17 protein-coding genes are annotated in these 22458 nt (G+C 73.1%); 13 read left to right on the top strand and 4 right to left on the bottom strand.

The features are described 5' to 3' along the window. Nucleotides 1-52 precede the first annotated feature (52 nt). Nucleotides 53-577: a hypothetical protein gene (locus TOK_RS28415; RefSeq protein WP_141566594.1), complete on the top strand. Its 525-nt coding sequence runs from the start codon at nt 53-55 to the stop codon at nt 575-577. Between the two features lie 108 nt (nt 578-685). Continuing rightward, the gene (locus tag TOK_RS28410) at nt 686-1651 is read left to right on the top strand and encodes an Lrp/AsnC family transcriptional regulator (protein WP_172457839.1); all 966 of its coding nucleotides are present in this window, start codon (nt 686-688) and stop codon (nt 1649-1651) included. A gap of 5 nt (nt 1652-1656) precedes the next feature. On the opposite strand, the gene TOK_RS28405 is transcribed toward TOK_RS28410, so the two are convergent. Continuing rightward, the gene (locus TOK_RS28405; protein WP_098961251.1) at nt 1657-3141 is read right to left on the bottom strand and encodes a dolichyl-phosphate-mannose--protein mannosyltransferase; all 1485 of its coding nucleotides are present in this window, start codon (nt 3139-3141) and stop codon (nt 1657-1659) included. Nucleotides 3142-3258: 117 nt separating this feature from the next. Here TOK_RS28405 and rsmI point away from each other — a divergent pair, with 117 nt between their 5' ends. After that, nucleotides 3259-4110 carry a 16S rRNA (cytidine(1402)-2'-O)-methyltransferase gene (rsmI, locus tag TOK_RS28400; RefSeq protein ID WP_098961069.1) on the top strand — a complete coding sequence of 284 codons (852 nt, stop codon included), beginning with the start codon at nt 3259-3261 and terminating at the stop codon, nt 4108-4110. 127 nt (nt 4111-4237) lie between these two features. On the opposite strand, the gene TOK_RS28395 is transcribed toward rsmI, so the two are convergent. Further along, entirely contained in the window at nt 4238-5416 is a 1179-nt protein-coding gene (locus TOK_RS28395; RefSeq protein ID WP_098961068.1) for a cation:proton antiporter, read from the bottom strand. Then, complete coding sequence (locus TOK_RS28390; RefSeq protein ID WP_098961067.1) at nt 5416-5898, bottom strand: cation:proton antiporter regulatory subunit; 483 nt, start codon at nt 5896-5898, stop codon at nt 5416-5418. Before TOK_RS28390 ends, TOK_RS28395 begins: the two co-directional genes overlap by 1 nt. A gap of 56 nt (nt 5899-5954) precedes the next feature. Here TOK_RS28390 and metG point away from each other — a divergent pair, with 56 nt between their 5' ends. The 10 genes from metG (at nt 5955) to TOK_RS28340 (ending at nt 19228) form a co-directional block, all read left to right on the top strand. Continuing rightward, nucleotides 5955-7745 carry a methionine--tRNA ligase gene (metG, locus tag TOK_RS28385; RefSeq protein WP_172457838.1) on the top strand — a complete coding sequence of 597 codons (1791 nt, stop codon included), beginning with the start codon at nt 5955-5957 and terminating at the stop codon, nt 7743-7745. 70 nt (nt 7746-7815) lie between these two features. Beyond that, nucleotides 7816-8706 carry a TatD family hydrolase gene (locus TOK_RS28380; protein ID WP_098961250.1) on the top strand — a complete coding sequence of 297 codons (891 nt, stop codon included), beginning with the start codon at nt 7816-7818 and terminating at the stop codon, nt 8704-8706. A 156-nt stretch (nt 8707-8862) separates the two neighbouring features. Continuing rightward, complete coding sequence (locus TOK_RS34990) at nt 8863-10944, top strand: transglycosylase family protein (protein WP_141566593.1); 2082 nt, start codon at nt 8863-8865, stop codon at nt 10942-10944. A gap of 33 nt (nt 10945-10977) precedes the next feature. Further along, nucleotides 10978-11832, top strand: a complete 855-nt coding sequence (gene rsmA / locus TOK_RS28370) for a 16S rRNA (adenine(1518)-N(6)/adenine(1519)-N(6))-dimethyltransferase RsmA (RefSeq protein ID WP_172457837.1) — start codon at nt 10978-10980, stop codon at nt 11830-11832. 286 nt (nt 11833-12118) lie between these two features. Next, the gene (locus tag TOK_RS28365; protein ID WP_253258698.1) at nt 12119-12685 is read left to right on the top strand and encodes a PadR family transcriptional regulator; all 567 of its coding nucleotides are present in this window, start codon (nt 12119-12121) and stop codon (nt 12683-12685) included. After that, complete coding sequence (locus TOK_RS28360) at nt 12661-14193, top strand: DHA2 family efflux MFS transporter permease subunit (protein ID WP_098961064.1); 1533 nt, start codon at nt 12661-12663, stop codon at nt 14191-14193. The genes TOK_RS28365 and TOK_RS28360 overlap by 25 nt, the downstream gene beginning before the upstream one ends. A gap of 130 nt (nt 14194-14323) precedes the next feature. Further along, nucleotides 14324-15307, top strand: a complete 984-nt coding sequence (locus TOK_RS28355; RefSeq protein WP_098961063.1) for a 4-(cytidine 5'-diphospho)-2-C-methyl-D-erythritol kinase — start codon at nt 14324-14326, stop codon at nt 15305-15307. Then, the gene (locus tag TOK_RS28350) at nt 15307-17106 is read left to right on the top strand and encodes an ABC-F family ATP-binding cassette domain-containing protein (RefSeq protein ID WP_098961062.1); all 1800 of its coding nucleotides are present in this window, start codon (nt 15307-15309) and stop codon (nt 17104-17106) included. Before TOK_RS28355 ends, TOK_RS28350 begins: the two co-directional genes overlap by 1 nt. 308 nt (nt 17107-17414) lie before the next feature. Next, entirely contained in the window at nt 17415-18395 is a 981-nt protein-coding gene (locus TOK_RS28345; RefSeq protein WP_098961061.1) for an ATP-binding cassette domain-containing protein, read from the top strand. Then, a complete protein-coding gene (locus TOK_RS28340; protein WP_098961060.1) occupies nt 18392-19228 on the top strand; it encodes an ABC transporter permease in 837 nt (278 codons plus the stop codon). Before TOK_RS28345 ends, TOK_RS28340 begins: the two co-directional genes overlap by 4 nt. Here the strand turns inward: TOK_RS28340 and TOK_RS28335 are convergent. Continuing rightward, nucleotides 19210-22410: a BTAD domain-containing putative transcriptional regulator gene (locus tag TOK_RS28335; protein ID WP_172457836.1), complete on the bottom strand. Its 3201-nt coding sequence runs from the start codon at nt 22408-22410 to the stop codon at nt 19210-19212. The genes TOK_RS28340 and TOK_RS28335 overlap by 19 nt on opposite strands. Nucleotides 22411-22458 lie beyond the last annotated feature (48 nt).

Here is a 22458-nt window from a genome sequence, read left to right as displayed (position 1 = left end):
CGCGGTCCGTCGGCGGTCTGTGGTGTGTGCGGCCTGCGCCCTCGTGGCGGCGGTGCTCGCTGCGTTCACGGCGCTCAACCCGTTCCACCTGGCGTGGGGCGGCCCCGCGACAGCGGTTCTCGTCGGTGTGACGATCGCGCTGATCACAGCGGCCGCGGCCGTCGTCCCGCGGCGGCGCGCCAACCGCGTCTTCACCGCCCTGCTGGGCGTGGTGCTGCTCGCGGGCTGGTGCGCGATCGCGATCGTCGGCCTGCGGTTCTCCGGCCCGCAACGCGACCTGACCGTCGTCGAGGGTGGGGCGTACCGGCTGGTCGTCGTCGAGGGACACGCGTTCGCCGACATCGCGTACTCGGTCCACCTGCGGCGCGGCTCCGGCCCGCTGGCCCAGGACACGCTGGTCTGGCAGGGGCTCGCCGAGGGCTCCCCGCCCACCCTGGTGCGGTTCCACGGCGACCCGGCCACCGACCGTCAGGTGGAGGTCGTCGCCGGTCCCGGGTGCGGCTACCGGTCGACCTTCGATTCCCTTACTCTCGGCGTCGATCCGGTACACAGACCGTTGCGGCTCGACGGCTGCTGACCCGTCGGGGCTACCCTGGGTGGGCGACACCGGCCAGGCAGTACCGACAGCCCGTGATCAGCCAGAATGATCACGGCGAACGGGCACGACGAACGGCGGGGTGTGCACGTGGGAGGCACCCTGACAGGGCTGGAACGCCGCATCGTCGGAGCGCTGCAGGTGGACGGCCGGGCCTCCTGGCCGCGGATCGCCGCCGCCCTCGGTGAGCCCGACGGCGTCGTCGAACGCCACGGCACCGAGCTCCTCGCCGGCGGGTCCGTCCGGGTGACGGGTGCCGCGGCCCCCTCGGCGGGCGCGATCGTCGCCCTGCGCTGTGAACCCGGCAAGGAACGCATCGGGGCGCTGGCCCTGGCCAACCGCCGCGACACGCGCAACGCCCACGTCCTCGCCGGCCCCTACGGATGCCTCGCCGAGATCGACTGCGACCCCGCCCGGCTCGCCGCCTTCACCCTCGACGAGCTGCCGCTGCTGCCCGCGCTCGCCGGCTCCGGGGTCTGGACGGTCCTGCGCTACGTCCGCACCTCCGCGCACTGGCGGCCCGGCCTGATCGGCGACGCCGAGCACGACGCCCTCGTCGACGTCGAGCCCCCACCCGAGTACGCGCCCTTCGGCGAGGCCAAGGACGTCAACCGGCCCGACGCCCTGCTCCTCGCCGCGCTGGCCCACGACGGCCGCCGCGACGTCGACGAGCTCGCGGGCGTCACCGGGCTGTCGGCGTCCGCGGTGCGCAGGCGCGTCGAACGGCTGCGCCGCGAGGGCGGCCTGCGGCTGCGCGTCGTCGTCGACCCGGCCCTGCTCGGTTTCACCGTCCGCGCCGTGGTCTCGGTGCGCTGCGCCCCGCGCGACGTGCCCGCCGTAGCCACCGCGCTCTCCCGCGAACCCTCGGTCCGCCACGCCGCGTGCGTCACCGGCGACCGGCAGATCGTCGCCGAGGTCGCGCTCCCGACCGTCGACGCCCTGCACGACCTGCTCACGTCCGCGGCCTGGCTCGACCGGGTCACCGAGGCCGAGGCGTCACCGGTCGTCGGCACCCTCAAACGCGACGGCCTGTTCACCCTCGCGTCGGAGCACTGAACGCGCTACCGCCACGACGGCAGCCACAGCTCCGCCTGCCAGTGCTGCTGCGTGATCGAGACGCCGTTGAGGACCGGCCACAACCAGGCGAAGTTCGCGACGATCAGCCCCACCCACAACGCCACGACCAGCAACCCCGTCTGCCTGCGCTCCGGATGCGCACGGGCCCGGCCCAGGATCTCGCCCATCACCAGCACCGTCCCGATCACCAGGAACGGCACCACCGGCGCCATGTAGAAGAAGTACATCTGCCGGTTCAGGTTCAGGAACCACGGCAGGAAGCCCGCCCCGTAGCCGACCAGCACGGCCGCATAGCGCCAGTCGAACCGCGTGCACGTCCGCCACAACGCCCAGCCCAGCACCAGCGGCGCCGGCCACCACAACGCGGGAGTGCCGACGAGCATCACCGCCGACACACAGTCACCCGTGCCGCAGCCGCTGACGTCGCTGCCACCCGCGTAGTAGTAGAGCATCGGGCGCAGCCCCATCGGCCACGTCCACGGCTTCGACTCCCACGGGTGCGGGTTGCCCGGCGGGGTGTCGAGCCCCTCGTGGAACGCCAGCACGTGGCCGCTGTAGTACCAGAGCGAGCGCACCGCGTCGGGCACGAACGAGAACGGTCCGCCCGACCCCACCATGATCCCCACGGCGTGCCGGTCCACCGACGTCTCGCTGCCGAACCACGCCCACCACGCCGACAGATAGGCCAGCACCGGGACCACGGCCAGCGCCCAGACCCCCGGCAGCAGGTCCCGCCTGACGGTCCCGGCCCAGGGCCGGCGGACGCCTGCCGCCCGGCGGGCCATCACGTCCCAGAGGATCGTCAACGCCGCGAACGCGACGACCCAGTAGATGCCCGACCACTTCACCGCACAGCCCAGGCCCAGCAGCACCCCGGTACCGAACCGCCACCAGCGGACACCCAGCCGCGGCCCGTACGGCGTGTCGTCGACGCGACCCTCCGCCATCACGACGGCCATCCGCTCCCGGACGTCGTCGCGGTCACGCACCAGCGTCGTGAACGCCGCCAGCACGAACAACGCCGCGAACACGTCGAGCATCCCGATCCGCGACTGCACGTGGGAGAGCCCGTCGCAGATCAGCACCAGCCCCGCGACCGCACCCAGCAGCGACGACCGCGTCAACCGCCGCGTCACCCGGATGATCAGGACGATGCACAACGTCCCCGCCGCTGCGGCCGCCACCCGCCAGCCGATGGCGTCGTAGCCGAACAGCCACTCGCCCAGCGCGATCAGCTGCTTGCCCAGCGGCGGGTGCACCACCAGCTCGTAGCCGGGGTTGTCCTCGACACCACCGTTGCGCAGCATCTGCCACGCCTGCGGGACGTAGTGCTTCTCGTCGAAGACGGGGGTGCCCTGGTCGGTGGGGAAGCGCAGCCCGGCGAACCGCAGCACCCCGCCCAGCAGGCCCACCACGATCGTGAGGACCCAGCCGCGGAGCCTGTCGTCGAGACCGGCGACGCCGAGCATGCGGCGCGGGTCGAGCGTCACGGGCGGGCGCAGCGGCGGCGGCGTGCCCACGACCTCCGCGCCGGGCGTCAACACTTCCCCGCGAACCCCCACGCGGGCCGATCGTAGGCTCCCGGCATGAGCACCGACTCCCCGGCGGGCCGACTGGTCCTCGCCGCGACCCCGCTGGGCGACGCCCGCGACGCCTCGGTGCGACTGCGCGAGGCGCTCGCCGAGGCCGACATCGTCGCCGCCGAGGACACCCGACGGCTGCGCTCCCTCGTCGCGGCGCTGGGCGTGACCGTGAGCGGGAAGGTCGTCAGCCACTACGACTCCGTCGAGGCCGCGCGGCTACCCGGCCTGCTCGATGCCATCCGGTCCGGGGCGACCGTCCTCGTCGTCACCGACGCCGGGATGCCCGCCGTCTCCGACCCCGGTTACCGCCTCGTCGCCGCCGCCGCGGCCGAGGAGCTGCCGATCACCTGCCTGCCCGGCCCCTCCGCGGTCACGACCGCCCTCGTCCTGTCGGGCCTGCCCTGCGAACGCTTCTGCTTCGAGGGCTTCCCGCCGCGGCGCTCCGGCGAGCGCAGGCGCTGGCTCGCCGAGCTGGCCACCGAACGCCGTGCCACCGTGTTCTTCGAGTCCCCGCACCGGCTGGTCGACACCCTGCGCGAGGCCGCCGAGGTGCTCGGCGGCGACCGCGCCGCCGCGGTCTGCCGGGAGCTCACCAAGAAGTACGAGGAGGTCGTCCGCGGCTCGCTCACCGAGCTGGCGGAGTGGGCCACCGGCGAGGTGCGCGGCGAGATCACCGTCGTCCTCGCGGGCGCCGCCCCCTCGGAGGCTCCGTCGATCGAGAGCCTGCTGCCGGAGGTGGAAGCGCGCGTGGCCGAGGGCGAACGCTTGAAGGACGCGGTGGCAGTGGTCGCCGGCGCGACGGGAGTCCCGAAACGCGACCTCTACAACGCCGCCCTCGCCGCCCGCCCCTCCTAGCGTCCCCCGCTCGAATGCACGCCCACCCCCTCGCCGAGCTCGACGTGAGACCGGTTCCGACCATGATCGAACCAGTCTGAGGTCGAACTCGGTCGAGGGTGGCGGTCGCATCTTGCTGGGCGGGCGGTCAGGTGGCAGGGGCCGCGGGGGTGCGGACGAGCCTTCTCGTGATCGGCTCCACGTAGCGGGCGGCGATCGGGCCGAGGACGGCCATGATCAGGACATAGGCGGTCGCCAGGGCGGCCAGTTCCGCCGGGACGGCCGCGTAGCCGACGGCCAGGCCCGCAATGACGATCGAGAACTCTCCGCGGGCGACGAGGGCGGCGCCCGCTCGGGCCCGGCCGAGCTTCCCGATGCCCTGGCGGCGTGCTGCCCACCAGCCGGTGGCGATCTTGGTCACCGTCGTCACCACGGCGAGCCCGACGGCGAAGGCGAGAACGGGCGGGACGGAGCGGGGATCGGTGTTGAGGCCGAACACGACGAAGAAGACCGCGGCGAACAGGTCGCGCAGCGGCTCGAGGAGCTTGGTGGCGTTCTCGGCGGTGGACCCGGAGATCGCGATGCCCAGCAGGAACGCGCCGACGGCGGCGGAGACCTGCATCGCGGAGGCGAACCCGGCGACCAGCAGCGCCGCGCCGAGGACCTTGAGCAGGAAGACCTCGCGGTCGGGGCTGTCGACGACCGCGGAGACGTAGCGTCCGAACCTCAGGGCGACCACGAGCACGACGGTGATCACCAGCAGCGAGATGCCGACCGCGGTGAGGCCGCCCAGGAAGCTCACCCCGGCCAGGAGCGCGGTGAGGATCGGCAGGTAGAGCGCCATGACGAGGTCCTCGAACACCAGGATCGACAGCACGACCGGTGTCTCGCGGTTACCGATGCGGCCGAGGTCGGACAGGACCTTGGCGACGATCCCCGACGAGCTGATGTAGGTCACGCCGGCCATCACGATGGCGCCGACGGGTCCCCAGCCGAGGATCAGCGCGACCGCGACCCCGGGGGCGGCGTTGAGGACGATGTCGAGCAGGCCCGCGGTCCAGGACCGTCGCAGCCCGGTGATGAGCTCGGAGGCGGAGTACTCCAGCCCGAGCAGCAGGAGCAGCAGGACGACGCCGACCTCGCTGGCGAGGGAGGTGAAGTCGCCGATGTCGCCGAGCGGGACGAGGCCGCCCTCGCCGAAGGCGAGGCCGCCGAGGAGGTAGAGGGGGATCGGGGAGAGGCCGATGCGTCCGGCGAGCCGGCCGAGCAGGCCGAGCCCGAAGAAGATCGCACCGAGTTCGAGCAGTTCGAGTGCGGTGTGGTTCATCAGCCCCGCTTGAGGATCTTGACCGCGTTCTCCAGTCCCTCGGAGGTCCCGACGGTGACGAGCAGGTCGCCGGCGGTGAGGGTGAAGTCGGGGGTGGGGGAGGCGTGGACCTGGCCGGCGCGCATGACGGCGACGACGGAGACGCCGGTGCGGGTGCGCAGTGCGGTGTCGCCGAGGGTGCGGCCGTCGAAGGGGCAGCCCTGGTTGATCGGGAGCTGGCGGGTGTGGATGCCCGGCATGTCGCGGTGCTCCTCGGTGAGCTGCGCGACGAGCTGCGGGGCGCCGAGGAGGTTGGAGAGCGCGCTGGCCTCCTCCATCGTCAGCGGCAGGGAGGCGAGGGCGGCGTCGGGGTCGTCGGACTTGGAGACGATCAGCTCGATCTTGCCGTCCCGGTGCGTGACGACGCCGATGCGCCGCCCGGCTCGCGTGGCGAAGTCCTTCCGGACACCGATTCCGGGCAAAGGGGTCACCTCGACGTTCACCCCGCCACCGTAACGCCGCGCACAGTCGGGATCCGGGCGGGGAATACGCTGGCCACATGAGCTCCCGCGTGCTGACCGCCGTTGCGTGGCCCTACGCCAACGGCCCGCGGCACATCGGCCACGTCTCCGGTTTCGGTGTGCCCTCCGACGTCTTCTCCCGCTACCGGCGAATGGTCGGCGACCAGGTGCTCATGGTGTCGGGCACCGACGAGCACGGCACCCCGATCCAGGTGCAGGCCGACGCGGAGGGGCTCACCCCGCGCCAGCTCGCGGACAAGTACAACGAGGTCATCACCGGCGACCTGCAGGGCCTCGGCCTGTCGTACGACCTGTTCACCAGGACGACGACGTCGAACCACTACGAGGTCGTGCAGAACCTGTTCCTGGCGCTGCACAAGAACGGCTACGTCGTCTCGAAGACGGCGATGGGCGCGATCAGCCCGTCGACGGGCCGGACGCTGCCCGACCGCTACGTGGAGGGCACCTGCCCGATCTGCGGGTACGACGGCGCGCGCGGCGACCAGTGCGACAACTGCGGCAACCAGCTCGACCCCGCCGACCTGATCAACCCGCGGTCGAAGATCAACGGCGAGGTCCCGAAGTTCGTCGAGACCGAGCACTTCTTCCTCGACCTGCCGGCGTTCGCGGAGTCGCTCGGGTCGTGGCTGTCCACGCGCACCGACTGGCGGCCCAACGTCCTGAAGTTCTCGGCCAACCTCGTCGAGGACCTCAAGCCGCGCGCCATCACCCGCGACCTCGACTGGGGCGTCCCGATCCCGCTCGACGGCTGGAGCGACCAGCCGATGAAGCGCCTCTACGTCTGGTTCGACGCGGTGATCGGCTACCTGTCCGCGTCGGTCGAGTGGGCGCGGCGCGGCCCGGACGCCGATGCCTGGAAGCAGTGGTGGACCGACCCGTCGGCCCAGGCCTACTACTTCATGGGCAAGGACAACATCGTCTTCCACTCCGTGATCTGGCCGGCGCTGCTGCTCGGCCAGAACGGGGCGGGCGACCGCGGGGGCGAGCCCGGCGTGTTCGGGACGCTGGACCTGCCGAGCGAGATCGTGTCGTCGGAGTACCTGACGATGAGCGGCTCCAAGTTCTCGACGAGCCGCGGCCGGGTCATCTACGTCGGTGACTTCCTGCGCGAGTTCGGCCCCGACGCGCTGCGCTACTTCATCGCCGTCGCGGGCCCGGAGAACCAGGACACCGACTTCACCTGGGACGAGTTCGTCCGCCGCACCAACTTCGAGCTGGCCAACGAGTGGGGCAACCTCGTCAACCGGTCGATCTCGATGGCGCACAAGAACGTCGGGGCCATCCCGAAGCCGCTCGCGCCGGCCGACGCCGACCACGAGCTGCTGGCGATCTCCAAGGCCGGCTTCGACACCGTCGGCGGGCTGCTGGCGCGCAACCGGTTCAAGCAGGCGGCGGGCGAGGCGATGCGCGTCGTCACCGCGGCGAACCGGTACCTGTCCGACCAGGAGCCGTGGAAGCGCAAGGACGACCCGGAGCGCCGGGACACGATCCTGCACACCGCGCTGCAGGTCGTGCAGGACGCCAACACGCTGCTGACGCCGTTCCTGCCGCACGCGGCGCAGCAGGTCCACGAGGCGCTGGGCGGTACGGGCGTGTGGGCCGCGCAGCCGGAGATCCGCGACGTCGACGACCTCGGCGACGGCCCGGCCTACAAGGTCCTGACCGGCGACTACGAGACGCAGTCGGCCCGCTGGGAGTCGACGCCCATCGAGGCCGGCAGGCCGCTGGCCAAGCCGTCGCCGATCTTCGCGAAGCTCGACCCGGAGCTCGGCGAGACCGGCCCGGAGTGGGCCCCGATCGAGAAGTGAGCACGTCCCCTGTGAGTGGCAACAGTCGCTGCAGCGACTGTTGCCACTCACGACCTCGGTGGGCGGCGCGATGACGGAGACGGGCGCGTACGGGCGCAGGCCCCGGCCAGAGCCGCCGGAGCCGTTGCCGGCGCCGACCGTGGACGCCCACACCCATCTCGACGCGTGCGGCTGCGTCACGGCCGACGACGTCGCCGCGGCGCTGGACCGGGCGGAGGCGGTCGGGGTCACGCGCGTCGTCACGATCGCCGACGACCTCGACGCCGCGCGCTGGGCCGTCGCCGCGGCGAACTCCGACCCGCGGGTCGCCGCGGCCGTCGCGTTGCACCCCACCCGCACGGCGTCGGTGGGCGAGGACGACTTCGCCGAGATCGAAAGCCTCGCCGCCGACCCGCGCGTCGTCGCGGTGGGGGAGACCGGCCTGGACTTCTACTGGGACCACTCGCCGCCCGCCGCGCAGGAGACCTGGTTCCGCCGCCACGTCGACCTGGCCAAACGCCTCGGCAAGCCGTTGATGATCCACGACCGCGACGCCCACGCCGACGTGCTCCGCGTGCTGCGGGAGGAGGGCGCGCCGGAGACGGTGGTCTTCCACTGCTTCTCCGGTGACGCCGCGATGGCGCGTGAGTGCGCCGACGCCGGGTACGTGCTGTCGTTCGCCGGACCGGTGACGTTCAAGAACTCCCACGACCTCCGCGAGGCCGCCGCGCTGGTCCCGGAGGAGCAGCTGCTCGTCGAGACCGACGCCCCGTTCCTCACCCCGCACCCGCACCGCGGCCGTGCGAACGAGTCCTACTGCCTGCCCTGGACCGTCCGCGCTCTGGCCGCCGTCCGGGGCGTGTCCGACGAACGGTTGGCCACCGTCGCCGGGCGCAACGCCGAACGGGTCTTCCGGCTCGGTGAACTGCCGCCGATCGTGCCGCGCCTCGCTCTCGACGCGAACGATCGTCGCTCGCCGTAGCCGGGAGGCCGTTCGGCGCTCACAGCGTGTCGTGACGCGAAGTGGATCACCTGTGCCCGTTACGGTTCCGTGATCGCCGGGATGGGGTGACGCTCCCCAGCACAAGCGGTAACGGTGGCTCGGGGCGCTCCCTGAACCATTCGCCCTCGGGCCACCGTGACCGCAGCAGCTCCTGCCCGGTCCGTCGAGGTCTGGATCGCAGTGGTCGACGTCTCCTCGCATCTGCAACGGCGCGCCGCCCGCGCGCGTCTCGGGTACGCCTCCGACGACGCCGTCGTCGACCGTTTCCCCGCCCCCGACGGTCCGTTCGACGACGAGCTGGACCCACGCGCCCGCGCCGACGCGCTGTTGGCGCGCCTGACCGCGACCGATTCCCCGGCCACCGGTGGCTGGTTCGCCGAGCCGCGCCGCGAGCCCTACCTGGGCTACCTCGACGACGAGGACGACGACGAGGCGGACGGGCCCGCGTCGCTCTCCGACTGGTCCGACTACGGCTCCCACCCGGGCGGCGACGGCGCCGGCGCGCGTCCGCACCGGGTCGACGGTGACCCCCTCGGCCTCTCCGGCTCGACCCCGGTCGAGGAACGGCCCGACTACGACCCCGACGAGCCCGCCACCCGGTGGTTCCCCGTCGTCAGCTCCGGACCGTCGACGCTGTCCGCGCTCGACGCCGGTCACGCCGCGTACCGGACCGACTGGTTCGCCGTACCCGCGCAGCCCGGCCCGGTCGACGACCAGCCCCGCACGGACCGGTTCCCGGCGGTCCCGCCGCGCCGCCAGGTCGACCCGCCGACCCTCGACGGGCTCTCGGCCCTCGCCGGTGAGCCGCCCGTCAGCCGTTCGGCCGACACCGTCACCCATGAGCCGGTTCGTGAGGCCGCCACCGGCACCGAGGCCGACGACGCCGGCCTGTGGGACGCCGAGCTGCGCGCGGCTGCCGCTGCTCCCGCTGTCGACGAGCCCACGGTCGACGAGCCCGTAGCCGACGAGCCCGTAGCCGATGAGCCCGTAGCCGACGACGAGCCCGCAGCCGAGGCACCCGCCCCGCAGACACGGGCGCCGCGGCGCACCACCGCCCCCGCCGGCCTCACCGAGGCCGACGTCGTCGAGCTCGACGAGGCCACCCGCGGCCGCAGCCGCACCGTCGCCCGCGCGACGGCCCTGGCCGCGCTGGTCACGCTCACCGCGGGCAGCGGCACCGCGCTGGCCATGGACAAGACCGTGACGATCACTGTCGACGGCGAGTCCCAGGTCGTGCACACCTTCTCCGGCGACGTCGCGGGCGCGCTCGAAGCCGCAGGCATCGCCACCAACCCGCAGGACCGCGTCGCCCCCGGCCTCGGGAGCGACGTCTCCAGCGGCGACGAGATCGTCGTCGACCGGGCCCGGCAGATCACCCTCATCGAGGGCAACGAGCGTCGCCAGGTGTGGACCACCTCCGACGTCGTCTCCGAGGCCCTCGCGGGCATGGGGCTGAACGCGAAGCCCATCCAGATGTCGGCGTCGCCGGACTCGGAGATTCCGCTGTCGGGCATGCAGCTCGTCGTCAATGTGCAGCGCACCGTCTCGCTCGTCGACGGCTCCGGCGCGCCCACCCAGGTCACGACGATGTCCGGCACCGTCGGCGGCCTGCTCGCCGAGCGCGGCGTGCAGCTCGGCTCCGACGACGTCGCCGCCCCCGGCCTCGACGCCCCGCTGACCGACGGCATGGAGATCCGCGTCGTCCGCAATGCGGTCAACGACATCGTCGTCACGCGCAAGATCCCGCCGCCCGAGCAGACCGTCGACGACCCGACGATGGCCGTGGGCAAGAAGGTCGTCGTCGACCCCGGTACGGCGGGCGAGCAGTCCTCGGTCATGCGGGTGTTCACCGAGAACGGCAAGGAGGTCCGGCGCGAGCAGGTCAGCGCTGGATCGACGGTGCCGCCCAAGCCGAAGATCGTGAAGGTCGGCACCAACAAGGACATCCCCGCCGCGCCGGCCGTCTCCTCGGGCGGCTCGTGGGACGCGCTGGCCAAGTGCGAGGCCGGCGGCAACTGGGCCATCAACACCGGCAACGGCTACTACGGCGGCCTGCAGTTCGACGCGCAGACCTGGCGGGCCTACGGCGGAACGCAGTACGCCCCGCTGCCGCACCAGGCCACCCGGGAGCAGCAGATCGCCGTCGCCACCAAGGTGCGCGACGCGCGTGGCGGCTACGGCGCGTGGCCCGCCTGCTCGCGCAAGCTGGGTCTGTGAGGCCCGGCCGATCCGGCTGGGCATGATCTGCGGGTGAACGACGCGCGGCTGCTGGGCCCTGCCGAGGTCCGCGGCCTCGCCGAGGACCTGGGGATACGGCCGACCAAGAAGCTCGGGCAGAACTTCGTGCACGACCCGAACACGGTGCGGCGCATCGTGAAATCGGCCGACCTCACCCCCGACGACGTGGTCGTCGAGGTCGGGCCCGGCCTCGGCTCGCTCACGCTCGCGTTGCTGCCCGCGGTGGCAGCGGTGCACGCCGTCGAGATCGACCCCGTCCTCGCCCAGCGGTTGCCGGCCACGGTCGCGGAGTTCGCGCCGGCTCTCGCCGACCGGCTCACCGTCACCACCGCCGACGCCATGCGCATCCGCGCGGCCGACCTGCACGGCCCGGTGCCGACGGCGATCGTCGCCAACCTGCCCTACAACGTCGGTGTCCCGGTGCTGCTGCACCTGCTGGCCGAGCTGCCCGGGATCCGTCGCGGGCTGGTCATGGTGCAGGCCGAGGTGGCCGACCGGCTCGCCGCCCCTCCGGGCTCCAAGACCTACGGCGTGCCCAGTGCGAAGCTGGCCTGGTTCGCCGCCGCCCGACGCGCCGGCCCGGTGCCGCGCGCGGTGTTCTGGCCGGTGCCCAACGTCGACTCCGGGCTGTTGTCGTTCACGGCCCGGGAGGCGCCGTCGGACCTTCCGCGCGCCGACGTGTTCGCCGTGATCGACGCCGCGTTCGCCCACCGCCGCAAGGCGTTGCGATCGGCGCTCTCCGGCTGGGCGGGGTCGCCCACGGCGGCTGAGGCCGCGTTGCGGGCCGCGGGCATCGATCCGCTGACGCGCGCCGAGCAGCTCGGCATCGCCGACTTCGCCCGGATCGCCGCCGCCCGCCCCGCCTGACGCCCGCCCCGCCTGACGCCGCCCCGCCTGACGAGGCCGGCGGGTCGTGCTGCGGCTCGCCCTTGTCGGGGTGCGTGGGCCGGGGGCGGTGCGGACTGTCCGAACTCGGCGACCGGGCTCGCCGACGTGTGTGTCCGGTTCGTCTGCAATGCCCGTGACCTGCGAGAACGTGGCCGGAAACTGTCGGGGTCGCGTGACACCGTCGGGTGACGGAGCGGACGGCTCGTAGCTATATTCCACACGGAATAGTTCAGCTGGAACGATCGGAACGGACGGAGTGAGTGCGATGGCGATGACGGCACTCGGGACCTCCGTGCTCGCGCTGCTCTGCGAGAAGCCGATGCACCCCTACGAGATGTACCGGTTGATGCTCGACCGGCACGAGGACCGGATCGTCAAGGTCCGGCCCGGGTCGCTGTACCACACGGTCGCCCGGCTGGCCGACGCGTCGCTGGTCGAGGCCGTGGGCACGGACCGCGAGGGCGGGCGACCCGAGCGCACCACCTACCGGGTCACCCGGGCCGGGCGCGAGGCGTTGCGCGACTGGATCGCCGAGAACCTCGGCGCACCTGTCAACGAGTACCCGCGGTTCCCGCTGGCGCTCGGCGAGGCGCACAACCTGCCCCGCGCGGAGGCGGTCGCGCTGCTGCGCACGCGGATCGACACCCTGCAGGCCGACCTCGACGCCGCCGAGTCGCTGGTCTCGCACGCGATGACCGAGGTGCTCGAGGTCCACCTGCTCGATTCCCACTATCTGATGGAAATGGCGCGGGCCGAGATCCGCTGGCTGACCCGGCTGGTCGAACGGCTCGAGACGAAGGAGTTGACATGGCCGTCGGAGGACAGGCTGTGAACGAGGGGAAGGCTCTGCCGGCGAGCCCGTGGCCCGCCCTGTGGGCGATGGTCATCGGGTTCTTCATGATCCTGGTGGACTCGACGATCGTCTCGGTCGCGACGCCGGCGATCCAGGAGAACCTGCACGCGAGCGTCGACTCGGTGGTCTGGGTGACGAGCGCGTACCTGCTGGCCTACGCGGTACCGCTGCTGATCACCGGCCGCCTCGGCGACAGGCTGGGCCCGGGCCGGGTCTACCTGGTCGGGCTGACGATCTTCACGATGGCGTCGCTGTGGTGCGGGTTCACCGACTCGATCGGCGCGCTGGTCGCGGCCCGGGTCGTGCAGGGCTTCGGCGCGTCCCTGATGACACCGCAGACGATGGCCGTCATCACCCGCACGTTCCCGGCGGAGAGCCGTGGCCGGGCGATGAGCCTGTGGGGTGCCACGGCGGGCGTCGCGACGCTGGTCGGCCCGATCCTCGGCGGCGTGCTCGTCGACAGTCTGGGCTGGGAGTGGATCTTCTTCATCAACGTGCCTGTCGGCATCGTCGCGTTCGTGATGGCCTACCGCCTGGTCCCGGCGCTGGAGACCCACGTCCGCAAGTTCGACCTGCTCGGCGTGGCGCTGAGCGCGGTCGGGATGTTCCTGCTGGTCTTCGGCATCCAGGAGGGCCAGACCTACCACTGGGGCACGATCACGGGCCCGGTCTCGGTGTGGTCGCTGATCATCGCGGGCATCGTGGTCATGGCTGCGTTCCTGTGGTGGCAGGCCCGCAACCGTGGTGAGCCGCTGGTCTCGCTCGCCCTGTTCCGCGACCGGAACTTCAGCCTCGCCAACGTCGCGATCACCACTGTCGGGTTCGGGATCACCGCGATGACGTTCCCGCTGACGTTCTACGCGCAGGGCGTGATGGGCCTGTCGCCGACGCGCTCGGCGCTGCTGTTCGTCCCGATGGCCGTGATCTCGGGCGGTCTTGCGCCGTGGGTCGGCAAGATCACCGACACGGTGCACCCCCGCTGGATCGCCGGCTTCGGGATGCTCTGCTTCTCTGCGTCGCTGTTCTGGATCGGCGCGATCCTGCGGCCGGGTCTGCCGGTGTGGGAGCTGCTGCTGCCCATCGCCCTGCTCGGCGTGGCCAACGGATTCATCTGGGCGCCCATCGCCACAACGGCCACCCGGAACCTGCCGATGGCCAGCGCCGGCAGCGGCGCGGGCGTCTACAACACGACACGCCAGATCGGTGCCGTCCTCGGGTCCGCGGCGATCGCGACGCTGATGGCCTCGCGGATCGCGGCGAACCTGCCCGCGGGTGGTTCCGGCGGCAGCGGCGACGCCACTATCGCGACGCTGCCCCCGTTCCTGTACGAGGGCTTCGCGACCGCCATGGGCCAGGCGATGTACCTGCCGGCCGCGGTGTTGTTGCTCGGGTTCGTCGCGGTCGCGGCGTTCGCCGTGCCACGGCACCTGGCCGCGCGGGGGGCCGCGGCAGTCGAGCCCATCGAGCCGTCGCCCACGTCGGCCTGAGCGGTCCGCACCATCGAACCGACTTCGACCCGGGACTGCGGTGATCATGACCGCGAGCAGCCCTGTGTCGAAGTCGGCGGGAGGGGGCCGTCCACGGACGGTCGTGCGCCCGGGCACGTAGTGTTGTCAGGTGCTCGCCGCCGTCCCCGTCCCGGTCACCGTGCGTGTCCCCGGGAAGATCAACCTGCATCTCGCCGTCGGCGACGTGCGCGACGACGGGTACCACGAACTGGTCACCGTGTTCCACGCCGTGAGCCTGTTCGACGAGGTCACGGTCGCAGCGTCGGACGCCCCGGGTGTCGAGGTCACCGGTGACGCCATCGCCGACGTGCCGACCGATGGCAGCAACCTCGCGTGGAAGGCCGTCGAGCTGCTGGGCCGCCGCGCGGACCGCGACACCGACGTGCGGGTGGTGCTGCGCAAGGGCATCCCCGTCGCAGGCGGGATGGCGGGCGGCAGCGCCGACGCCGCGGGCACCCTCGTCGCGCTCGCCGGGATGTGGAAGCTCGACCTGACGCGCGAGGAGCTCGCCGTCATGGCCGCCGAGCTGGGCAGCGACGTCACGTTCGCGCTGCACGGCGGCACGGCCGTCGGCACCGGGCGCGGCGAGCGGATCGTCCCCGTCCTGTCCCGGCACCCGCAGCACTGGGTGATCGCGCTGGCCCGCCAGGGCCTCTCCACACCGACCGTGTTCGCCGAACTCGACCGGCTCCGCGCCGCGTCGGCATCGGCGTCGGCGGAGGAGGCGCCGATGCGCGCGGTCGAACCCGTGCTCGAGGCGCTCGCCGGCGGCGACCCCCGCCACCTCGCGCTCTCCCTGGGCAACGACCTGCAGGCCGCCGCTGTGAGCCTCGCCCCCGACCTGCGCCGCACCCTGCGCGCGGGTGTCTCCGCCGGTGCACTGGCCGGGCTGGTGTCCGGGTCGGGACCGACGTGCGCCTTCCTGTGCGAGAGTGCCGACTCCGCTGTGGAGGTCGCCGCCGAGCTGGCCGGCGCCGGTGTGTGCCGAACCGTCCGTGTCGCCCACGGGCCCGTCCCCGGGGCCCGGATCGTCGACGAGAACGAGCCGCCGTCGGGTCCCCCGACCGGCTCCTGGCCGAAAGTGCGTGCCTGATGCCCCCGGTTCGGCAGAACCTGGTCAACCTCGAGTCCGTCACCGCGCACGTCCCCGGTGATGCGTCGCGGGTCCTGCTCGACTCCGTGTCGCTGGGGGTGGAGCGCGGCGAGCGGATCGGCGTCGTCGGCCTCAACGGTGGCGGCAAGACCACGTTGCTCGACATCCTCGCCGGCCGTCGGCAGCCGCAGTCCGGGCGGATCAGCCGCGTCGGCGGGCTCAAGCTGTCGCACCTCGCGCAGGGCGACCCGCTCCCCGCCGGGGCGAAGATCCGTGACGTCGTCCTGGCCGAGTACGACGCCGAGCACGAGTGGGCGTCGGACCCGCGGGTGCGCGACGTCCTCACCGGGCTCGGTGTCACCGACCTCGACCGCACGGTCGACGGGCTCTCCGGCGGCGAGAAGCGCCGCGTCGGGCTGGCCGCGACGCTGATCGGCGAGCCCGACCTCGTCGTCCTCGACGAGCCGACCAACCACCTCGACCTCGAGGGCATCGGCTGGCTCGCGCAGCACCTGCTCGGCCGCCGGTGCGGGGTCGTGGTCGTCACGCACGACCGCTGGTTCCTCGACGCCGTCTGTACCCGGACGTGGGAGGTCGCGGGCGGTCGCGTCGAGAGCTACCTCGGTGGCTACGCGGACTGGGTGTACGCCCGCGCAGAGCGCAGCCGCCAGGCCGACGCCGCAGAGGCCCGGCGGCGCAACCTGGCCCGGAAGGAGCTGGCCTGGCTGCGGCGCGGCCCGCCCGCGCGCACGGCGAAGCCGCGGTACCGGATCGAGGCGGCCGAGGCGCTGATCGCCGACGTCCCGCCGCCGCGTAACACCGTCGAGCTGCTCGGTTTCGCGACGAACCGGCTGGGCCGCACCGTCCTCGAACTGGAGGACGCGACCGTCAGGATCGGCGAGCGCACCCTGCTCGACGACGTGACGTGGCGGCTCGGGCCGGGCGACCGGATCGGCATCGTCGGCATCAACGGCTCGGGCAAGACGACCCTGCTGCGCTCGCTGACCGGCGAGCGGCCCCTCGACAGCGGCCGCCGGATCCAGGGCACCACGGTGCAGCTGGCGCAGCTCACCCAGGAGCTCATCGACCTGCCGCGCGACATGCGCGTGCTGGAGGCGACCGAGGACGTCGCGAAGTTCGTGCGGCTCGGGAAGCTCGAGCTCACGGCGTCGTCGGTGCTCGAACGGCTCGGCTTCCCGGCCTCCCGGCAGTGGACGCCGGTCGGGCAGCTCTCCGGCGGTGAGCGGCGCCGGCTGCAGCTGACGCGGCTGCTGATGGCCGAGCCCAACGTGCTGCTCCTCGACGAGCCCACCAACGACCTGGACGTCGACACCCTGTCCAACCTCGAGGACCTGCTCGACGGCTGGCCGGGCACGCTGATCGTCGTCAGCCACGACCGGTACCTGGTCGAACGGGTCTGTGACACGGTCGTCGCGCTGTTCGGCGACGGCGCGATCACCCACCTGCCCGGCGGCATCGACGAGTACCTGCGGCGTCGTGCCGAGGCGGGCGACCCGGTCGCGACGATCGCGATGGCCGGCTCTGGTTCCGGGTCGGCCAAGGCCGCTCCGACGATGTCGGCTGCCGAGCAGCGTGCCGCCCGCAAGGAGATGTCGCGGCTGGAACGGCGGATGACGGCGTTGACGGCCAAGCAGTCCGACCTGCACGCGAAGCTCGCGGAGGCCTCGACCGACCCGGGCAGGCTGATGGAGCTGGGCGCGGAGCTCAAGGCGGTGACGGCCGAGAGCGAGGCCGTCGAGCTGGAGTGGATGGCGGCCGCGGAGCTCGCCGAGTCGTGACGAGCCGGGAGCTGGCGAACGGCCCCGCCGCAGCGCGGCGGGGCCGGCCGCGTCGTCACCGGATGTAGAGCATCTCCCAGGTAGGACGGCACCGGCCACAGGTCGTCGGCCACGACGGCTTCCAGGGCGTCGGCAGCCTCGCGGACCGCGGTCATGGTCGGCAGCGGCCGGTGCGCGGCGTGCTCGGTCGTCGTCGACGGGCTGCGCGCACGTCGCTGAGTTGACGCCACGGTGACGTCACTGCTGCGCTGAGATGGTGTCAGCGTCGTGACAGCGGCGCATCAGCGGCGAGGGTCAGAGTCGTCCTCATGGACACCGTCATCCACGTCGAGGGACTCGAGAAGTCCTTCGGCACCACGAAGGCCCTCGCCGGGGTCGACCTCAGTGCCCGGCAGGGCACGGTGCTCGGACTGCTCGGCCCGAACGGTTCGGGCAAGACCACGACCGTGCGCGTCCTCGCCACCCTGCTGCGCCCCGACGCGGGACGCGCCACGGTCCTCGGCCACGACGTCGTCGCCGAACCCGCCGCAGTCCGCGCCCGCATCGGCCTCACCGGCCAGTACGCGGCCGTCGACGAGGCCCTCTCCGGCACCGACAACCTGATGCTCATCGCCCGGCTGCTCGACATGCCGCGCCGCGCCGCCCGCGTGCGGGCCGCGGAGCTCATCGAGCGGTTCGGGCTGGCCGACGCGGCCAAGCGCCGCGTCCGCACCTACTCCGGCGGCATGCGCCGCCGCCTCGACCTCGCGGCAAGCCTCATCGGCCGCCCCGACGTCCTGTTCCTCGACGAACCGACCACCGGCCTCGACCCACGGCACCGCAACGAGGTGCTCGACCAGGTCCGGGCGCTCGCTGCCGACGGCGTGACCGTGCTCCTCACCACCCAGTACCTCGAGGAGGCCGACCAGCTGGCCGACGACCTCGTCGTCATCGACCGGGGCAGTGCGATCGCCTCGGGCACCCCGGCGTCGCTCAAGGCCGACGTCGGCGGCCAGCGGCTGCACGTGCGGCCCCTGCACCGCACCGACATCCCGACCGTCTCGACGATCCTGGGCGGCCTCACCGACGAGCCCCCGGCCGTCGACGCCTCGGGCGAGCTCACCGTCGCCGCCCACGAGCCCGGCCTGCTGCACGTCGCGGGAGCCCGGTTCGACGAGGCCGGCCTCGCGATCGCCGAGCTCGGGCTGCGCCTGCCGAGCCTCGACGACGTCTTCATGACCCTGACCGGCCGCACGGCGGAGGACGCCGAGAAGCGGGCCGACCCGACCGACGAGGAGGTGGCGGCATGACCACGACCGCCGTCGCACCCGGAACGACGCCCCGCCCGCCGATGCCGATACCCGACATCGAACGCGGCAGACACGGACCCTCGACGCTGCGGCACGGGTTCACACTCGCGTGGCGCGGCGTCGTCAAGACGATCCACTCGCCCGAGGCACTCATCGACGTGACGCTGCAGCCGGTCATCTTCCTGCTGCTGTTCGTCTATGTCTTCGGCGGTGCGATCTCCGGCAACACCACCGACTACCTGCAGTTCGCGCTGCCCGGCGTGCTGGTGCAGACCGTCGTGTTCGCCTCGGCGGGTACCGGCGTCGGCCTCGCGGAGGACCTGCACACCGGCATCTTCGACCGGTTCCGCAGCCTGCCGATCTCACGCTCGGCGCCGCTGGTCGGCGCGATCATGGCCGACCTGGTCCGCTACCTGACCTCCGGTGTGATCATGCTGGTGCTGGGCACGGTCCTCGGCTTCCGGATGCACACCAACCCGCTCAACGTGATCGCCGCGCTCGGCCTGGTCATGGTGTTCGCCTTCGCGCTCTGCTGGGTGTTCACCGCGCTGGCCATGCTCGTCCGCCAGCCCCGCTCGGTGCAGGGCATCGGCGCGATGATCATGCTGCCGCTCACCTTCGGCAGCAACGTGTTCGTCCCGTCGGACTCGATGCCCGGCTGGCTGCAGGCGTTCGTGAACGTCAACCCGGTCTCGAAGGTCGCCGACGCGGTCCGCGGCCTGCTCACCGGCGGTCCCATCGCGGGCCCGGCGACGACGTCGCTGATCGCCGCCGCCGTCATCGTCGTGGTGTTCGCGCCGATCGCGGTGACGCTCTACCGCAAGCGGGCCTGATCCCCGGATCGGACCGCGACATGGTCCCGGACGGCCGCGAGGCCCTCGGGACGGGGGAGGTCCCGGCCCCGCTGCACCGCCTCGGCGGCCGCGGCGGGGCCGAGGGCGTCCTCCACCCCGGCGACGGTGGCGACGACGTCGGGGTTGCCGTGGTCGAGCGTGCCCCGCTGCGCCAGCGCCACACCGAGCAGGAACCCGGCGCCCTCCGGATCGCCGTTCGCGAGCGCGAAGCCGGCGACGTGCTCGACCACGAGGGCCGAGACCGGGCCGTCGTGCCCGCGCTCGGCGGCGGCGAGTGCCTCTGTGAGGGCCTCGATGGCGGCGACCCGGTCACCGGCCGCGTCCTCCACGCCGTACCGGATCACGGCGACGAGGGCCTGGCGCTGCTCGAGGGCGAGGCCGTTGCCGAGATCCCGGTCGGCCATCGCGAGGTTGCGGCGCGCGGCGGGGAGGTTGCCGGACCGGCGCTCGATGTCGGCGAGGGTGCAGCGCACCATCGTCTGCACGCCGAACGGCCCGGAGGCGAGGTCGGCGGCGCTCTCGCACAGCTCCCGGGCCCGGCGGAGGTCGCCGCGACGGATCGCGAGGCGGGACTGCTGCAGCAGGAACTGCGGCAGGTCGTCGTCGTTGCCCAGCTCGGTGGCCAGCGCGACGGCCTCGTCGCAGGCCTTCGCGGCGGCGTCGGGGTTGCCCGCGAGGTCCTCCAGCTCGCCGAGCGACCCGAGCGTCATGCCGAGGCCGAACCGGTCGCCCGTCGCTGTGAACAGCTCGTGCGCCTGCCGGACGAGGGTGCGCTGCTCGTCGATGTGGCCGTCGTTCTCCGCGAGCTGGGCCAGGATCTGCGTTGCGAACGCGCGTACCCACGGGTCGGCCGAGGTCCGCGACAGCTCGACGAGCAGTGTCGGCTCGTCGCCGGAGAACGCCCGGCCGAGGGGCGCGATGAGCTGCAGCGCGGGATGGCGTGGCTCCGGCGCCGCCGCCGCGGCGTCGATCGCCGTTCCGAGCCGGGCCTGGGCGTCCTCGACCTCGCCGCGGGCGATGCAGCCCAGCACCTGGTAGGCGAGGTTGCGCGCGTCGACCGCCGGCACGCCAGACGGCGTCAGCGACGCGACCTGCTCCACCCACGTCACCGACTCCTCGTAGCGGCCGCGGATGAACCACGACCAGCCCATGGCGGCGACGATGCGGTGCGCGGTCGGGCCGTCCCGGCGCGTGGTGGCCCGGCGCAGCGCGACGGCGATGTTGTCGTTCTCGGCGCGTAGCTGCGCGAGCCAGCGCAGCTGGTCGGCGCCGCGCAGGTGCGGCTCGGCCTCCTCGGCGAGCTCGACGACCCACGCCGCGTGCGCGACGAGCACCGCGTCGGCCTCCCCGGCCTCGGCGAGGCGCTCGGTCGCGTAGTCACGGATCGTCTCCAGCAGCCGGTAGCGCGTCGGGCCCGAGTCGCCCGACGGGACCGCGACGACCAGGGACTTGTCGACGAGCGCCGCGAGCAGGTCGAACGCGTCGGCCCGGTCCGGCCCACCTGCGCCGGTGCACACCCGCTCGACCGTCGCCGCGGTCGCGCCGCCGGCGAACACACCCATGCGGCGCAACAGGATCCGCTCGGGCTCGCCGAGCAGGTCCCAGCTCCAGTCGACGACGGCGCGCAGCGTCTGGTGGCGAGGCAACGCCGTGCGGGCGCCGGAGGTCAGCAGCCGGAACCGGTCGTCGAGGCGGGTGGCGATCTCGGTGAGCGACAACGTCCGCAGCCGTGCCGCAGCCAGCTCCAGCGGCAACGGCTGGCCGTCGAGGCGGGTGCAGATCTCGGTGACGACCGGGGCGGTGCCCGCGTCGAGGACGAAACCCGGCGCGACGGCGGCGGCGCGGTCGGCGAACAGCCGCACGGCGGCCGCGGTGTCGAGCGGTTCGACCGGGTGCAGCACCTCGCCCGGGACGGCGAGCGGCTCGCGGCTGGTCGCGAGGACCCGCAGCCGCGACCCGGCCTCCAGGACGCGCTGGGTCAGCGCCGCCGCCTCGTCGACGAGGTGCTCGCAGTTGTCGAGGACGAGCACGATGTCGCGGTCCCCGAGCGCGGTCAGCAGCCGGGCGGTGGAGTCTGGCGCGCCGTCGTCGGACCTGCGGACCAGTAGTTCCGGCTCGCCGACGGCGGCGAGCACCGTGCCCGCGAGCTGTTCCGGGCCGGTCAGCGCCGCGAGCTCGGCGACGGGCGTCTCCGTGCGTCCGCCCAGTCCGGCGACGATCTCGCGTGCCAGCCGTGTCTTGCCCGCCCCGCCGGGGCCCAGCAGCGTCACCAGCCGGGCCGTGCCGAGCAGGCTGCGGACGCGCTCGACGTCGGCGTGGCGGCCCACGAAACTGGTCAGTGCGGCAGACCCGTTGCGGCGCACAGGTTCCGGTGTGGACAGTGGCGGCGGTGGCGCGGGGGCGGGCACCCCGCGCAGGACGTCGAGACGCGCCTTCGTCAGCTCCGGCCCGGGGTCGACGCCCAGCTCACCTGCCAGGCGCTCGCGGGTGCGGTCGAGGACGGCGAGCGCGTCGGCCTGCCGGCCCGTCGCGTGCAGCCCGCGGGCGAGCACGACCGCGGCGCTCTCCCGTAACGGCTGCGCCGCGAGCAGATCGGTGACGGCGTCGAGGCCCGCCGCGGGGTCGCCCATCGACAGGCCCAGCGTCGCCCGCGTCTCGATCGCCGCGGCCCGCTGCTCCTCCAGCCTGTTCACGACGGCGTCGGCGAACGGGAGCCGGCGCACGTCGGCCAGCGCGGGCCCACGCCACAGACCGAGCGCCTCGCCCATCGTCGACGCCGCGGCCGCGGGGTCGACCGCTGCCTTGGCGACGGTGAGCAGGCGCCCGAACCGGCCGGCGTCGACGGCGTCGGGGGCGATGTCCAGGAGGTACCCGCCGGAGACCGTCACGACGAGCTGCGACCCCAGTGCCCGGCGCAGCCGTGAGACGAGCGACTGCAGCGCGTTGCCCACCGTGTCCGGGGGCTCGTCGCCCCACAGGTCGTCGACGAGCGACTCGGTGGTGACGGGACGGCCCGCGTCCAGTGCGAGGCGGGCGAGCAGGCCGCGCAGCCGCAGCCCTGGCGGCGCCACGTCGGAGTGGTCGGACCCGGAGCCGTCGGTGGGCGCGGCGCCGTTCGCGGACGGCCATGCCGCCACGCTCCCGAGCACCCCGATCCGCACGGCGTCAGTCTGCCGTGTCGCGTCGGGCGGCTGCAGCGAACACCGCCC

The sequence above is a fragment of the Pseudonocardia sp. N23 genome, from assembly GCF_002583555.1.
In the GTDB taxonomy this organism is placed as follows: Bacteria; Actinomycetota; Actinomycetes; order Mycobacteriales; family Pseudonocardiaceae; genus Pseudonocardia.
Note: the sequence above shows the minus strand (reverse complement) of the source record. Positions and strands in the feature narration are given on the sequence as shown.